17 protein-coding genes are annotated in these 14,800 nt (G+C 75.6%); 10 read left to right on the forward strand and 7 right to left on the reverse strand.

The annotated features are described in order from the left end of the window. Nucleotides 1–75 precede the first annotated feature (75 nt). Nucleotides 76–2,097, forward strand: coding sequence for an ABC transporter ATP-binding protein (locus tag AB0M03_RS00525; RefSeq protein ID WP_363486778.1), 2,022 nt, complete (start codon nt 76–78; stop codon nt 2,095–2,097). 28 nt (nt 2,098–2,125) lie between these two features. On the opposite strand, the gene AB0M03_RS00530 is transcribed toward AB0M03_RS00525, so the two are convergent. Then, nucleotides 2,126–3,349 (reverse strand): saccharopine dehydrogenase C-terminal domain-containing protein, encoded by a 1,224-nt coding sequence (locus AB0M03_RS00530; RefSeq protein WP_363486780.1) that lies wholly within the window; start codon nt 3,347–3,349, stop codon nt 2,126–2,128. A 131-nt stretch (nt 3,350–3,480) separates the two neighbouring features. Here AB0M03_RS00530 and AB0M03_RS00535 point away from each other — a divergent pair, with 131 nt between their 5' ends. Both AB0M03_RS00535 and AB0M03_RS00540 read left to right on the forward strand, forming a co-directional pair. Further along, a complete protein-coding gene (locus AB0M03_RS00535; RefSeq protein WP_363486782.1) occupies nt 3,481–4,224 on the forward strand; it encodes a helix-turn-helix domain-containing protein in 744 nt (247 codons plus the stop codon). 82 nt (nt 4,225–4,306) lie between these two features. Further along, complete coding sequence (locus AB0M03_RS00540; protein ID WP_363486784.1) at nt 4,307–4,840, forward strand: GNAT family N-acetyltransferase; 534 nt, start codon at nt 4,307–4,309, stop codon at nt 4,838–4,840. A gap of 14 nt (nt 4,841–4,854) precedes the next feature. Here the strand turns inward: AB0M03_RS00540 and AB0M03_RS00545 are convergent, their stop codons facing one another. Further along, nucleotides 4,855–5,553: a lysophospholipid acyltransferase family protein gene (locus tag AB0M03_RS00545; protein WP_363486786.1), complete on the reverse strand. Its 699-nt coding sequence runs from the start codon at nt 5,551–5,553 to the stop codon at nt 4,855–4,857. A 91-nt stretch (nt 5,554–5,644) separates the two neighbouring features. After that, nucleotides 5,645–5,941 (reverse strand): hypothetical protein, encoded by a 297-nt coding sequence (locus tag AB0M03_RS00550; RefSeq protein WP_363486788.1) that lies wholly within the window; start codon nt 5,939–5,941, stop codon nt 5,645–5,647. Between the two features lie 359 nt (nt 5,942–6,300). On the opposite strand from AB0M03_RS00550, the gene AB0M03_RS00555 reads away from it, so the two are divergent. Then, the gene (locus AB0M03_RS00555; RefSeq protein ID WP_363486790.1) at nt 6,301–6,489 is read left to right on the forward strand and encodes a hypothetical protein; all 189 of its coding nucleotides are present in this window, start codon (nt 6,301–6,303) and stop codon (nt 6,487–6,489) included. A gap of 71 nt (nt 6,490–6,560) precedes the next feature. After that, nucleotides 6,561–7,181: a restriction endonuclease gene (locus AB0M03_RS00560; protein WP_363486792.1), complete on the forward strand. Its 621-nt coding sequence runs from the start codon at nt 6,561–6,563 to the stop codon at nt 7,179–7,181. A gap of 17 nt (nt 7,182–7,198) precedes the next feature. Here AB0M03_RS00560 and AB0M03_RS00565 read toward each other — a convergent pair whose 3' ends face one another. Both AB0M03_RS00565 and AB0M03_RS00570 read right to left on the reverse strand, forming a co-directional pair. After that, complete coding sequence (locus tag AB0M03_RS00565; protein ID WP_363486793.1) at nt 7,199–8,017, reverse strand: maleylpyruvate isomerase family mycothiol-dependent enzyme; 819 nt, start codon at nt 8,015–8,017, stop codon at nt 7,199–7,201. 130 nt (nt 8,018–8,147) lie between these two features. Beyond that, nucleotides 8,148–9,551, reverse strand: coding sequence for an FAD-dependent monooxygenase (locus AB0M03_RS00570; protein ID WP_363486795.1), 1,404 nt, complete (start codon nt 9,549–9,551; stop codon nt 8,148–8,150). A gap of 188 nt (nt 9,552–9,739) precedes the next feature. Between AB0M03_RS00570 and AB0M03_RS00575 the strand changes: the two genes are divergently transcribed. From AB0M03_RS00575 to AB0M03_RS00585, 3 genes are all read left to right on the forward strand, one after another. Next, on the forward strand, nt 9,740–10,147 hold the full coding sequence (locus AB0M03_RS00575) for a hypothetical protein (RefSeq protein ID WP_363486797.1): 408 nt from the start codon (nt 9,740–9,742) through the stop codon (nt 10,145–10,147). A 64-nt stretch (nt 10,148–10,211) separates the two neighbouring features. Then, nucleotides 10,212–10,826 (forward strand): GNAT family N-acetyltransferase, encoded by a 615-nt coding sequence (locus tag AB0M03_RS00580; protein WP_363486799.1) that lies wholly within the window; start codon nt 10,212–10,214, stop codon nt 10,824–10,826. A 128-nt stretch (nt 10,827–10,954) separates the two neighbouring features. Then, on the forward strand, nt 10,955–11,443 hold the full coding sequence (locus AB0M03_RS00585) for an ATP-binding protein (protein ID WP_363486801.1): 489 nt from the start codon (nt 10,955–10,957) through the stop codon (nt 11,441–11,443). 24 nt (nt 11,444–11,467) lie between these two features. On the opposite strand, the gene AB0M03_RS00590 is transcribed toward AB0M03_RS00585, so the two are convergent. Then, a complete protein-coding gene (locus AB0M03_RS00590) occupies nt 11,468–12,214 on the reverse strand; it encodes a hypothetical protein (protein ID WP_363486803.1) in 747 nt (248 codons plus the stop codon). Nucleotides 12,215–12,446: 232 nt separating this feature from the next. Here AB0M03_RS00590 and AB0M03_RS00595 point away from each other — a divergent pair, with 232 nt between their 5' ends. Continuing rightward, the gene (locus AB0M03_RS00595; protein WP_363486805.1) at nt 12,447–13,154 is read left to right on the forward strand and encodes a hypothetical protein; all 708 of its coding nucleotides are present in this window, start codon (nt 12,447–12,449) and stop codon (nt 13,152–13,154) included. Between the two features lie 102 nt (nt 13,155–13,256). Here AB0M03_RS00595 and AB0M03_RS00600 read toward each other — a convergent pair whose 3' ends face one another. After that, nucleotides 13,257–13,526, reverse strand: a complete 270-nt coding sequence (locus tag AB0M03_RS00600; protein ID WP_363486807.1) for a hypothetical protein — start codon at nt 13,524–13,526, stop codon at nt 13,257–13,259. Between the two features lie 112 nt (nt 13,527–13,638). Here AB0M03_RS00600 and AB0M03_RS00605 point away from each other — a divergent pair, with 112 nt between their 5' ends. After that, on the forward strand, nt 13,639–14,784 hold the full coding sequence (locus tag AB0M03_RS00605) for a hypothetical protein (RefSeq protein ID WP_363486809.1): 1,146 nt from the start codon (nt 13,639–13,641) through the stop codon (nt 14,782–14,784). The last annotated feature ends 16 nt before the right edge of the window (nt 14,785–14,800 follow it).

The raw sequence follows: 14,800 nt of genomic DNA on the forward strand, positions 1-14,800 counted from the left end.
CCAACACACCCGCACAGCACCGCATCGCATCGCAGCACCGCACCGGCACCCTGAAACGCCGAACCGAGGAGCAGCATGTCCGAGCAGAGCGCACCACCCGAGCACAGCACACCCGAGCACGGCGCACCCGAGCACAGCACACCCGTCGAGCACAGCACGCCCGTCGAGCAGGGCGCACCACTTGAGCGCGACGAACAGATCCGTCCCCGCTTCACCAGTGAGGAGCAGTTGAAGGCCGCGGCCTCCATGTCCACCGTCGCCATGCTTCGCCGGATGCCCCAACTGGTGCGCCGCGCGATGGGGTTGGCCTGGGACGCCGACCGTACCTCCACCGTGCTGCTGCTGGTCTGCCAGCTGCTGGCGGGTCTCTTCGGCGCGCTCGCGCTGTACGCCACCACCGGAACCCTGGGCGCGCTGCTCGTCCCCGGCCCGGTCGGTGACCACCTGCTGGACGCAGCACCGTCGTTGACGGTCCTCGCGATCTCCGCCGGACTGCACGCGGTGCTCGGCATCGCCGTGGCCGCGCTGTCGGCGAGAGTGTCGCCGCGGGTCAACCGGGAGGCCGACCTCGCACTGCTCGCGACGGGCTGCGCCGCGGAGTTGAAGGCGTACGACGAGCCCGCCTACAACGAGCAGTGGGAGGCCGCGGACCGCGGTGCGGCCACCACCCCGGACCTCCTCGCCGACGCGCAGGACGTGATCGCCTCCACGGTGTCCCTGGTGTCGGCGGCCGGGGTGCTGGCCGCCCTGCACCCGTGGCTGGTCCCCTTCCTGCTGCTCGGTTCGCTGCCGGCGGGCGTGGCCGCGGTGCGTACCGCCCGCATCCACTACCTGGCGGCCGTCACCACCAACGAGGAGCGGCAGGCGCTGCGCATCTACCGCTGGTACCTGATCGACAAGGGCCGGGCCGACCAGGTGCGTTCGGACCAGGTCACCCCCTTCATGATGGCCACCTATCGGGAGGTGGAGGCGCGGATCGCGGCCGCCACCGACCGGGCCGCCCGGCAGGCGGCCAAGGTGTCGCTGGTGGCCGCCGTCGGCAGCGGTGCCGGCGGCGCCCTGATCTGGGGCACGCTGCTGTACCTGGTGGCCTCCGGCCGGATCGACCTGGCGGCCGCGGGCGGGGCCGCCTTCGCCCTGCGCACCGCCTCCTCCGGCGTGCAGGGCATGGTGGGCAACGGTGCGCACCTGTACCGGACGGGCCTCTACCTGGACGACTTCTTCGCCTTCCTGGACGAGGCCGGCGGCCACCGCATCCGGCGCGGCGACATCGTGCCGGACGCGCCCGAGGTGGTGGAGGTCGAGGACCTCGCCTACACCTACCCGGGCGAGGAGCAGGAGCCCGCTCTCCAGGGGGTGAGCATGACGCTGCGGCGCGGCGAGGTGGTCGCGGTGATCGGCCAGAACGGCAGCGGCAAGTCGACCCTCCTCAAACTGCTCGCCGGCCTGTACCTGCCGCAGTCCGGCCGGATCAGCTGGGACGGCGTACCGGTGGAGGACCTGGACGCGGATGGCATGTGGGCGCGGGTCGCCCGGGTGCCGCAGGAGTTCGCCCGCTGGCCGCTGCGGGCCGCCGAGAACGTGCACCTCGGTCACCGCACGGACGACCTGATGGGGGCGGTCCGGCGGGCTGCGGGCAGGACGGGCTTCGACGAGGTGGTCGCCCGGCTCCGTTCCGGCTGGGGCACCCTGCTCGCGCAGGGCTGGCTCGGCGGGGCCGAACTGTCCGGCGGCGGCTGGCAGCGCGTCGCTGTGGCCCGCGCGCTCTACCGCACCGAACGCCACCCGGGGCTGCTGATCCTCGACGAGCCGACCTCCGACCTCGACCCGCGCGCGGAGCACCGGATCCTGCACTCCCTGCGGGAGCTCGCCGCCGGGCGGATCACCCTGCTGGTGACCCACAACATCGCCAATGCGGCGGTCGCCGACCGGGTGGTCGTGATGGACTGCGGCAGGATCGTCCAGACCGGCACCTGGACGGAGCTGGCCGGGCAGGAGCACGGCCTGTTCCGCGAACTGCTGGACCTCCAGCGCGACCGCGCCCTTCCCGCCCAGCGCACCCCGGCCCCGGCTCCCGGCCTCACCGCCGGGGCGTGACGCCCCTCATGGGGCACAGCGGGCGTGCTCAACTGCCTTCGCGCAGGCCCCACGGGGAGCCGTATTCGGTGAGGAGGTCGAGGAAGGGGCGGGCGGGCAGGGCCTCGGGGCCGAGGACGCCGGTGCCGCTCCAGGTGCCGTCGGCGATCAGCTCCAGGGCGACCACCGGGTTGATGGCGGTCTGCCAGACGACGGCCTGGGAGCCGTACTCGCGCATCGACCACTGGTTGTCCACCACGTGGTACAGGTACACCTCGCGGGGCTCGCCGTTCTTGGTGCCCTTGACCCAGGTGCCGGCGCAGGTCTTGCCGTGCATCCGTTCGCCGAGGTCGGCGGGGTCGGGCAGGACGGCCGCCACCACGTCCCGCGGGGAGACCTCGGCCCGGCCGCCGTTGCTGGAGACGGAGACCGGTGCGGTGCTGTCGAGGCCGAGGGCGTGCAGGGTCTTCAGCTTGTCGATGAAGTCGTCGCCGAGCCCGTACTTGAAGGTCACCCGCTTGGCGTCGACCCAGCGGGGCACCAGCAGCACCTCCTCGTGCTCGACGTTGACGCACTCGACGGGGCCGATGCCCTCCGGGAAGTCGAACACCTCGGGTTCGCTGAAGGGCGCCGTGGTGAACCAGCCGCGGTCCGCCTCGTAGACGACCGGCGGGTTGAGGCACTCCTCGATGGTGGTCCAGATGCTGAAGGAGGGGGCGAAGTCGTAGCCCTCGACCGTCAGGTTGGCGCCGTCGCGGATGCCGATCTCCTCGATCTCGTCGAAGAGTTCGTCGGCCGCGTGGCGGGCGAAGACGTCGGAGAGGCCGGGTTCCACGCCCATGCCGACCAGTGCGAGGCGGCCGGACTTCTCCCACAGCTCGGCGCGCTCGAACTGGGCGTCGCCGAGCTTCACCCCGCACAGCTCGTACGGCCGCTCGGGGTGCGGCGCGGACAGCGACATCGCCATGTCGACATAGTGCGCACCGGCCGCGAGCGCCGCCTCGAACAGCGGCATCACGAAGCGCGGGTCGGTGGCGTTCAGCAGGACGTCGCAGCGGTGCTCGGCGAGCAGGGTCCGGACGGCCTGCTCGTCGGAGGCGTCGACGTGGCGGGCGGTGAACCGGCCGGCGGCCTCGCCGAGCGCCGCGACGGCGGCCTCGGCCCGGGCCGGGTCGTAGTCGGCGACGACCATGTGGTCGAAGAACGGGCGGCGGGCCGCGATCCGGGTGATGGCCGTGCCGACGCCGCCGGCTCCCACAAGCAGTACTCGCATGGCAGAACTCTTCCTTTCCCGGCGGATTCCCGCCTGCCGGAAGGAAACGCCCCGGGCGGATGCAAGGTCAATGGCGTTGGCATAAGCTCCCGGGAAGGCGGAACACGGGAAGCGAACGCGGGAAGGTGCCCATGGCCAAGCAGGTCGTCCCCGAGGCGGAGCGCCGGCGGCGGCGCCCGACCAAGCAGGGTGCGGTGCTCTCCGAGCAGCTCATCGTGCAAACCGCCCTGCGGATGCTGCACGAGCACGGCAGCAGCGGCCTCACCGCCCGCCGCCTCGGCCTCGCCCTCGGCGCCGACCCGAGCACGCTCTACCGGTACTTCCGCAGCATGGACGACCTCACCCTGGCGATCGGCGACGAGCTGATCGGGCGGGCGCTGGCCGACTGGCAGGCTTGCGGCCGCTGGCAGGACGACCTGCGCGAACTCGGCCTGCGCATCCACCGCTCGTACCTCGACCACCCGCAGGCGGCCGTCCTCACCGCCAGCCGGGTCACCGGGCGGGCCAGGGAGATCGCCGCCGACGAGACCGTGCTCGGCATCCTGCGCACCGCGGGGTTCGCCGACCCGGCGGCCGTCCGGATCTACCACGCCTTCGTCGACCAGGCCCTCGCCTTCGCCGCCCTGGACGCCGCCTCCCTCGCCCTGCCGGCCGAGGCGAGGGCGGCCGACGAGCGGATGTGGGAGTCCACCTACGCCCAGCTGTCGCCCGAGACCCACCCGCACATCGCCGCCGCCGCAGGGCTGCTGGCCGCCCGGATGAACAACAGCGCCTACCCGGCCGCCCTGGACATGCTGCTGGACAGCGCCGAACGTCAACTCCCTCGGTCCGCAACGGGCACGGGCACACCCGGCGCCCCGCCCCAGGGGCTGTGAGGACACGTCACGGTCGCACCCGCCCCCGCCTCCGCGGCCCTGCCGTCCGACGGCCCCAAGCCGCGGCTGCCAGCATGGAGCCATGGTCTCCGTACGGGTCGCCCACACCGCCGATCTCGACGCCGCCACCCTCACCGCGGCCCGCCGGCTGCTCGACGAGGTCTTCGCCCCCGACATGGCCGACGAGGACTGGGAGCACTGCCTCGGCGGCCTGCACACCCTGGTGTGGGACGGCCCCGAACTGGTCGGCCACGCCGCGCTCGTCCAGCGGCGCCTGCTGCACGGCGGGCGCGCGCTGCGCACCGGCTACGTGGAGGGCGTGGCCGTGCGCGCCGACCGGCGCCGCAGCGGGGTCGGCGCCGCCATGATGGACCACCTCGCCCGGGTGGCCCGCGCCGCGTACGACCTGGCCGCGCTCGGCAGTTCCGACACGGCCGGCCCGTTCTACACCGCCTGCGGCTGGCAGCCGTGGCGCGGCCGGACCTTCGCCCTCACCCCGGACGGCATCCGCCGCACCCCCGACGAGGACGGCGGCATCCACGTCCTCCCGCTCGCCGCGCCGCTGGACCTCGGCGGCGACCTGGTCGCCGACTGGCGGGACGGCGACGTCTGGTGACTGAGGCCCCGGGCTCAGCGGGCCGGCGGACCCGCCGCCGCTGCGCCCGCCGCCTCCCGCCGGCGGGCGGCGCCGTCGAGCCGCTCGTCCGCGGTCCGCCAGGCTGCCGTGACGGCCGCTCGTGCGGTCTCGGTCGCCTGTGCGACATCGCCGTCCAGCCGGACCGGCGTGCCGAGATGGACGTGCAGGGCCGGGCGGCGCAGCGGTGCCGTGGCGAAGCCCGCGATCTGCTTGGCGGTGCCGCCCGAGCTCAGCCGGCGGGCACCGCACTGCCCGAGCGGGACCACCGGCGCACCGGAGGCCGCGGCCAGCCGGGCGAGGCCGGTTCGGAAGGCGCCGGGGGCGGCGTCCTCCGGGTTCTGCCGCTTCGGCAGGCCGCCCTCGCCGTAGATCAGCACCACCCGGCCGTCCGCGAGGGCCGCGGCCGCCCGGTCGAGCGCCTCGGCGGCCCGGGCGGTGCCGCGGTGCACGGGGATGTGCCCGCCGCTGCGGAGCGCGCCGCCGAGCACCGGGATGCGCCACAGTCCGGCCGTCGCCATCACCACGGGCTCGGTGCCGAGCCGGTGCAGGGCGGCGAGCACCACACCGGGGTCGGCGAGCGAGCTGTGGTTGGCCGCGACGATGGTGCCGGGGGCGACGGGCCCGTCGAAGTCGGAGCTGACGGTCAGGCGGCCGAGGGCGGGCACCAGCGTGCTGGCGATCCGGCTGAGCATGGGTGGGTCCTTCGCAGGTGGCGGCGCAGTGCCTTCTGGCGCGGCGGCACGCCCATCCTCCCGAAGTGCCGTTGCGCCCACCTGAGTAGGCCTACTCAGATCCGGCGCGGGGCGTGCTCGGCGCGGGGCCGGCCGTACGCACACGGCAGGACAGCTCCGCGACGCCCATGCCCGCGGTGGCGATTCCGAGGCCGATCCACCACACGGGCAGGAGCAGCCCGAGGGTGCAGCCGACCGCCAGCAGCACGCTGCCGAGCGCCCACAGCCGCGGTGAGGCGACCCGGTCGCCGAACCAGCGCGGTGCGCGGCCCCGTACCAGCGCGGGCCCCGCCTGGGCGATCACCATCACCCAGACCAGGGCCGTGCACGTCCATCGGAACGACGCCACGAGCCTCTCCTGCTTCCTGTCCCTGCGTGCCCGCGGCGCCCTGCCGCGGCGGGAGGGGATCTTCGCACATTTCCGGCCGATTCCCGGTACGGCCGGTGCGTGCCGGGCGGCGCCCCCGCCGTCCCTGCGGCTCCCGTGCCACCCGCAGAGGGTGCCGGTGAGAATGTCTGACGATTCGTCAGCTGTATTCCGAATCGTCCGGGGCGCAGCGCCGGCGCATGCTCCCGGCGCGCATGGCCGGTTCCCGTCCCCGTGGCCGTACGGGCACGCACGGACCGGGCCCGGCTGTCCGGAGCCGCTGCTAGACCGGTGTCGGCCGGTCCGCACCGGGCGGGCCGGAGACCAGGGAGGGGAAGCCGATGGGTCAGGGACGCCACTGGGTCCGGGGTCACTACCGCCGCAACCCGGCGCCGCGCGCCGCCAAGTCCGGCTGGTGGGTGGTGGCGGCAGCGGCGGTGGTGCTGCTGTGGATAGCGCCGTCGGGCGGCGGGGACGGCGAGCCGGAGACCGCGCCGACCGCGCCCGCCTCCGCCGGGGCCGGCCGCTGATGCCGCGCGGACGCCGCCGGCGGGCCTGGCCGAGGCCCCCGCGGACGACCTCCGAGCGGATCGCGGCGGGTGTGATCGCCGCCGTGGTGCTGATGTGGCTGGCCGACCTCGCCAGGGCGGCCGGCCGGGCCGCCGCCGCCCTGTGGCCGCTGCTCGTGCTGGTCGCCGTCGGGGCGGTCGCCGCCCTCGGGGTGCGGGTCCGCCGCGCGGCCGTACGGCGGCGCGCCGAGGCCGAGCGGGCGGCGGCGCTCCGGATGACGCTGCGTCAGATCGATGCGATGACCGACCGGGAGTTCGAGTTCGCCGCCCGCGACCTGCTGCTGCGGGAGGGGTGCACGGCCCGGCAGGTCGGCCGCCAGGGCGACCAGGCGGCCGATGTCGTCGCGCAGCACCCGCTGCACGGCAGGATCGTCGTCCAGTGCAAGCACACCAGGGTGGGCGGCAAGGTCGGCTCCCAGGTCATGTACCAGGTCAAGGGCACGGCCGGGCCGGTGCACGGCGCCGATGTGGCGGTGGTCGTCACCAACGGCGGCTTCACCCGTGACGCCCGGGCCTGGGGCGACGCCCACGGCGTCCACTGGGTCGACCGCGAGCGGCTGCGCCGGTGGGCCGAGCACGGCACCGCCCTCCCCGACCTGCTCGACCTGCCGGCCCGGGCCGGCCGTTCCCCGCTGCGGCGCGGGGTGGCGTGATCCGCCGCGCCGGCCCGTCAGGGTGCGGTGAACAGGGCGGGGAAGCGCGGGGCGAGCCAGGGCTTGCGGCCCCAGGCCAGGACCTTGCCGCGGGTGAGGGCGTCGGTGGCGGTGTACCGGCCGAGTGCCATCAGGAAGAAGGCGACCGGCTCGGTGAGGATCGTGCAGTCGGGGCGGCGCGGCGGCTCCTCGCTCACCGCGGCGCCGCCGTCGGTGAAGGTCACGGCGAACCGTTCGCCGCCGCGCAGGCGGAGTTCGTAGCAGGCGTCGTGGCCGGCCGCGGACCGCGGGTCGACCACCCGGGGCATGGCCGCCGTCAGGAACGGCAGGGTCAGCACCACCCGCGCCCGGTCGATCGGGTGCGGCCGGCGCAGCGCCACCGCGATGTCGTACAGGTGGCCCAGCATGTGGGTGAGCAGGTACGCGCCGAGGGTGTCCACGTCCATCGGGCCGAGCGGGCTCCGCGCCGGCTCCGTCCCGTCCCGCCGCTCCGCCGCCGCGGTGAACGCCCTTGCGTGCCGGGCGATTTCGGCGCCCAGGACGGCCGGGTCCCGTTCGGTGAAGGCGGCCAGCGACTCCTCGTTGGCGGCCGCCAACGAGCCGGGAGTGCCGTCGCCGTACGTCCGCTCCTCACCGGCTGCCAGGGCGGCCATCAAGTCGTTGGCGAGGGCGAGGTGGGCGGCGGCCTCGCCCACCGTCCACTCCGCGCCCGGTATCGGCACACCGCTGTCGCGGCAGGCGCCGAGCAGCGCGGCCGCCTCGTCGCCGACGGCGATGACGGCCTCGAACAGCCGGGTGCGCGCCTCGGGGGAGCGCCGGGGGAGCGGGAGGGTCATGGAGGTGAAGAGTGGCCCACGCCCGCCCGGCTGTCCAGAGGCCCGGCCGCGGTGCACCGCGCCCGCAGTGCCATTTCCCGCAGGGCCTTTCAGGGGCCCGCAGGGCCTTTTCAGGAGCCCGCAGTGCCTTTCAGGAGGCGGCCCGCTCCGCGGGGTGCACGCCGGTGGCCGGCGCAGCCGGGGCTGCCGATGCGGTCGACCGTGCCGGTGCCGACCGCGGCCGCAGCACCCGGGCCAGCATTGCGGGCGCCATCAGCCGCTGCGGCGGCTCCTCCAGGTTGGCCACGGCCAGGAAGGCCCGTCCGACCGTCGGATCGGCCTCCGCCGCGCGGTGGATGCGCGCCACGTACCGGTTGAGCAACCGGACGCGCGGAGTGCGGCGCCCCTCGACGAACGGGAACCGCAGGTCGCCGCCGACCGACATGTCCCAGGCCACGTCCGTGATCCTGGCCGCGCGGCGGAAGAACCGCTGTGCCAGCGGCGCGGCGGACTCCTCCGCCAGGCACTCGCGCAGCGCCGCCGCCTCGCACGCCGCGACCGTCATCCCCTGACCGTAGGTCGGGTTGAACTGGCACAGCGCGTCGGCGATCACCAGGTACCCCTCCGGGAAGCGGGCGAGCCGCTCGTACCGGCGGCGGATCGACACCGGGCTGCGCATCAGCCGCGGCGCGGTCAGCGGCTCCAGCCGCTCCAGCAGTCGGTGCAGGTCGGGCACGGCCAGGCGCTGCGCGAACCGGTGGTAGCCCTCCGGGTCCACCGGCGGGACGTCGCCGTTCATGCCGAACAGGGTGACCAGCCAGCGGTCGCCCTCGCCGCTGAGCGCGACCCCGCCGCGCGGTGCGTCGGCCGAGGCCCCGACCACGAAGGCGTCCGCGTCCGCGTCGCCCGGCCGGCGGCGGTACTCCCGGGAGACGTAGACCAGCCCGGAGTCCACCCGCTCCTCCGGGGCGGCCTCGTAGCCCAGGGCCCGCAGCCAGGTGGCGCCGCGGTTGCTGCGGCCGGTCGCGTCCACCACCAGGTCGGCGTCGAGCACCTCGGGCTCCGCGTTCACCCGCAGCAGGCGCACACCGGTGACCCGGCCGGCGGGGTCGGCCAGCGGCTCGAGGATCTCCGTCCGCTGGTGGATCTCCACGCCCGGCAGGGCCGCGACCCGCGAGCGCAGGTACCGCTCGAGCCCCGGCCGGCCGACCATCAGGCAGGGCAGCTGCGAGGGCTCGCGCCGCAGCCGGCGCCCGTCGTTGAACCAGTTCACGTCCGACTGCACGTCCCGGACGAGCGCCCCGCGCGCCACCAGGTCCTCGCGCAGCCCGGGGAAGAGGTCCTGCAGGACCTCGAAGCCCTTCGAGAGCATGCCGTGCGCGTGGTGGCTCTGCGGCACCCCGCGCCGCGGGACGCCGTCCTCCGGCAGCGCGTCCCGCTCGATCACGCTGACCCGCTCGAAGTGCTCGCTCAGCACCCGCGCGGCCAGCAGCCCGCCGATCCCCGCCCCCGCGACGACCGCGTGGCCCCGTCCCGTCCCTCTGCCGTCCCTCATGGCGTGTGTCCCCCTCGTCCTCGACCGGACCAAGCCTGCCGTCCGCCGATTGACGCCCGATTGCCATCGGATTGCCGCCGGTCGGGCAGCGCCCGCCGGAGCGGTGGCCGCCCCGGCCGCATGCCGGGTGCGTCCGGTACGGCGAAGCTGGAAGGACGGACATTCGGGCGGCACGCCGGAGGACGGGCATGGGCGACGAGGATGCGCAGGACCGGCGGCACACCCGGCCGGAGGGAATGGACGACGGGACGGTGGAGGCGCTCGGGCTGCTCTCGGAGGCTCTGGAGACGACCGAACGGGCCCGCGGCCGGCTCTACGACTTCCACCAGCTGACGGGCCGTGCGCACCGGACGGTCGGCCGGGCCGTCCGGGCACTGCGAGCGGCCGGGCACGAGGAGCTGGCCGAGCTGGTCGCCCGGGAGGTGGAGGGCCGCGACGTGCTGCCGGGCATGTGGACCTTCCAGGTCGTCGAGGCCTACGACGAGGACTACCACCGGACCTTCGTCGAGATCGAGCGGCGGGTGCGGGAAGAGCTGGCCCCGGGCCGCGACCACATCGCCGAGGCCGAGATGCGGCTGCGCCGCGAGACCCGCTGAGCCGCGGGGCACGGCCGCGGCGGCCCCCGGCCGGGCGGCCCGGCGGGCGTGAGAGTGTGTGGCCATGAGCGAGACGATCACGCTGACCACCTGGTACCTGGAGCAGACCTCCCGCGACGACCTGGTGACCGCGCCCGCGCCGGAGGGCGTCGCACTGCAGGTGGTCAGGGCCGAGGAGACCGGACCGGAGTTCGCCCGCTTCCTCTACACCGCCGTCGGCGGCCCGTGGACCTGGACCGACCGGCTGCCGTGGACGTACCGGCAGTGGCAGCAGTGGCTGGACCGGGACGGTGTGGAGACCTGGGTCGCCTACGTCGCCGGGACGCCCGCCGGATACGTCCAGCTGGAGCCGCGGGACGGGGGCACCGTCGAGGTGGCCTACTTCGGGCTGCTCCCGGCGTTCATCGGCCGCGGCCTGGGCCGGCACCTGCTCGGCACCGGCCTCGCCCGGGCCTGGGACCTCGCCGACCGGCACCCCGCGCTGCCGACCACCCGCACGGTCACCGTCAACACCTGCTCGCTGGACGGCCCCGCCGCGCTCCGCACCTACCGGGCGGCGGGCTTCCGGGTGGCCCGCACCGAGACCTCCGAGAAGCCGGTCGTCCCCGCGCCCGGCCCGTGGCCCGGCGCCGACGCCGACCGGCCCGGCGCGGCCCTGCCCGACGGTCCGCGCGGCTGAGGGACGACGCGGCTGAGGGGCGGGGCGCGGTCCCGGCGGAAATCGCCGGGCCTTCCGCGTTAGACATCCCCGGGACGGGACACACGCGAGGTGTCCGACAGCCCGCCGAGACCTGGGGGAAGGGAGCCATGTCCCGTCGTGTTGCGCTACCTGCTGACCACCGCCGGCTGACGCTGGCCCCGGGGCGCCCCGACAACATCACCAACGCCCTGGCCTTCGTCCAGCGCACCCTCGACGCCTGGACCGGCGGCGCCCGCCCCCACGCGCCGGACGCCCGCCGGACGTACGACGACATCGTCCTGGTGGTCTGCGAACTCGTCGCCAACGCCTGCGCCCACACTTCCGGTCCGACCGGCCTCGACCTGGACCTGGACCCGGCCGGCGGCCGGGTCGTGGTGGCCGTCACCGACACCGGGCCCGGCTCGCTCCGGGCGGGCGGCCCCTACAAGCCCGGCCTCCCGTACGGCCGCGGGCTGGACATCGTCGAGCGGCTCGCCGCACGCTGGGGCCACGACCCCGTGCCCGACGACGGCAAGACCGTCTGGGCCGACCTGCCCGCGCCGCCGCTCACCGGCCCCGGCGCCCCCGGCAGCCCCACCCGTCCGTCACTGCCGTGACGCCGTCCGGGCGTTCCGCGGCCGTCACGGCTGCCAGACGACCCCGTGCGCGCGGGCCGCGCCGGCCAGCAGCGGGCCGAGATCGCGGTGCACCCCGAAGACGAAGCCGCCCGGGCCGGAGAGCAGCCGGTCGACGTAGCCGCTGCCGACGTCCAGTCGGAGATCCGCGAACGGGACGAGGCGGGTCACCACCAGCGGCCGGCGGCGGTACCGGCGGTACGCGCGCGCCCTGCGGTCGAGGGGCCTGCGGAAGTGCCGGGCGACCTCCTCGTCCGGTCGGAACAGCGCATACGCCTCCCACATCGTCCGGGCCTCGTCCCGGGCCACCCCGATGTGCCCGGTGGTGAGCACGATGTTCCGCGTCGCGTGCCCGCGGTCGCCCCGGGCGTCGGACGCCGCCGCCTCGTGCGCCCAGCCCTCCAGCAGCCATCCGGAGACCGTGCCGACCGGAACGTCCGGGCCCTCGGCCCGCCAGGCGGCGACCCCCGGGCTGCCCGCCGCCGTCATGGCCCCGAGGAACCCCTCCGCGGCGGCCACCCGGGCCTGCCGGACCGGCTCCTCCGCGGCCAGCACCCGCGCCCGCCGCTCCTCGGCGCGGGAGACCACCGCCCGCCGGCAGTCCGTGCACTGGTCCTGCGGCCCGCTCGACGGGGGCGCGGCGTGCGACGGGCAGTACGCGCGGCCGCAGTCCGCGCACCGCCCCTGCGCTGCGACCACGCAGAGGTGCCCCTGAGCGGCCACCGCGCAGAAGCACAGGGCACTCTCAGCCATCGCCGCCTCCTCGGGACGAACCTGCTCCGCCCGACAGTGTGCCGGGCCGCGGGCCGTCATATGCGCAGAACACCCGGATCGCCCCGGCACGTGACATTTGCGGCCTCCCCTCGTTGGTGAGCGAGACGGGTCCGGCGGCGAACGGCGCAGCAGGTCCCGAGGGCCGCACCACACCGGACCGGTGGCAGCACACCGGACCGACCGAACGACCGCCACGGGGGTTCCTCACCTGATGCCGTACCGACCCGCACGCACCGCCGCGAAGGCCACCGCCGCACTCGCCCTGGTGCCGACCGTGCTGCTGGGCGCCGCGCTCGGCCGCCCCGCCGAGGCCTCCGCGGTCGGCACCGCGGCGGAAGCCCCGCCCGCAGAGCCGGTGCACACCGGCCCCGCCGACCGCGCCGGGCACGAGGCCGGCGCCGCCGAGCGGCCGCTCCGGCCGACGTACAGCGCGGTCCGGACGCTGCCGGACAAGGGGCTCGGCGTCCTGACCGCCGACCGCTCGGGCCTGCGGCTGCACGCGGCCGGCCTGGGATCGTCGCGCGCCGCAGACGCCGCCGCCGTCCTCACCATGCCGGCCGACGGCCGGGACCCGCAGGAGTGGCTGGTGACGCCGACCGCGGACGGCCGGCTCGCCCTGCGCTCGGTGCTGCTGAACGCCGACGACACCGGCCCGCTGCTGCTCACCGCCGACCCGGACGGCACCGTCCGGCTCCGCCCCGACCGCACGCAGGGCATGCGCGGCGACCCGGCGCAGCTGTGGTCCTTCGCCCCGGTGGGCGCATCCGACCCGTGGAACCGGGAGCCCGACCGGGTCCGGTTCACCGTCCGGATCGGCGGGGGCGGCTGTCTGGTCGACCGCGGCGAGGGCGAGCCGATCGGCCTCGGCCCGTGCGACGACCCGGCCGCCCGGTGGACGGCGGACGGGCTGACGACCTGACATCACCGCCACCGGACCCGGTACCGGGATTCCGCGACGAGGCCGACACCGCCCGCGCCCGCGGCCTGCCGACGCAGTCCGCGGGCGGTTCACCCACCACATCTAGGGGCGGCTCCAGTGCCCCTGGGTGACGGTGCGGTCGCAGTCGGGGCAGATCCGGGCGGTGGACGGTGACGGGTACCAGGACGCGGAGGGCGTGGACTCCAGGTCGACCTGGCTCATGCCCTCGGCCTCCTCCCCGCAGAAGGTGCGGGTGAGCGGAACGTCGGCCGGCGCCGCGTGCACCGTGGTGCCACCCGCCCCGCCACCCGGCCCCGCGGGCCGGAGAGCCGCGCTGTCCGCCGCCGGCTCGTGCAGAACGACGATGCTCATGCCTCCACTCTTCTCCCCGCCCGCGGTTTCGGCACCCCGTCCCGGTGCCGGCGGACCTGCCGTTCCGGGCACGGCGGTTGGCGGACCCGGACGCGGCAACTACGGTCGTGCAATGACGATCACCGCCCTCCTGGTCGACGCCACCACGGCCGCCTCCGTGTTCGCCGGGCTGCTGCTCGGCTCCCGGCTGCCGGCCCGCCCGGCACCGTCCCGGGCCGGCCGCACCGTTGCCCCGGGTGTCCTGCTGGCAGTGGTGATCGCCCTGGTCTACCTCAACCAGTTGCTCTGCTCCGCCTACCTGCTCCGGGTGCACGGCGGGGACACCTCCTTCGTCACCCGCTACCTGCCGCCCGGCTGGTTCGAGCAGCCCGTCGGCAATCCGCTGATCCGCCGGCTGGCCGACCACCTGCCCGCACCCGGGCTGTTCGCACCCACCGTGCTCCGGGTCCAGGCCTTCCTGGAACTGCCGTTCGTGCTGCTCGCCTACGGCACGGTGCTGCGTCGGCTCAGCCCCGCCCTCTACCGGACGGCGCTCGGCTCCCGGCCGCTGGTGTGGTCGGCCGCGCTCTCGTACACGGTGGTCTTCGGCGTGGTCGAGTGGGACCTGTACAACCCGTGGACCACCCAGGACCTGGTGATCCGCGCGGCGTCGGCCGCCCTCACCGCGCCGCTTCTCACCGCACTCGCCCGGCGCGAACCCGGCCCCGACCGGCAGCCCGGGGCGCTCGGACTGCTGCTCTTCGCCGCCTCGCTCTGGGCCGTCGGGCAGCTGGTCATGGTGGTCTACGACACCGCCCTGCTCTACAACCTCGGTCACCTGCAAACCCGTTGGCCCGAGGCACTGCTCGCCCTGCTGGTGCTGGCGGCCACCGCCCGGTACCGGCCGGCCGACACCGCCGACCACGGGAGCGTGGCCGCCCTCCGGGCGGTGCTGCGCCGGTCGCTCGTGCTGTTCCTGGTGCCCGCGCTGGCGATCCGCTACGGCGCCGCCTTCGGCACCCCGCTGCTCGCGGCGGGCGGCGCCCTGCTGGTCGTCGCGGTGGCGCTGTGGCACCGGCCGGTACGGGACGCGCTGCTCCCGCTGGCCGTCGCCGGGGCGGCCGGGCCGGTGGCCGGGTACTCGGCGGTGCGACTGGTCACCGACACCTACTACGAGAGCGCCCTGCTGCGGGCGATGGCCGCCGTGCTGGTGACGGTGACCCTGGCCTGTGCCCTGGCCGACCGTCACCGCCGGAGCGTCGGCGAGTCGCTCAGGTGAAGTCGAGGGCGCCCGT

The sequence above is a fragment of the Kitasatospora sp. NPDC051914 genome (genome assembly GCF_040680995.1).
Taxonomy (GTDB): Bacteria; Actinomycetota; Actinomycetes; order Streptomycetales; family Streptomycetaceae; genus Kitasatospora.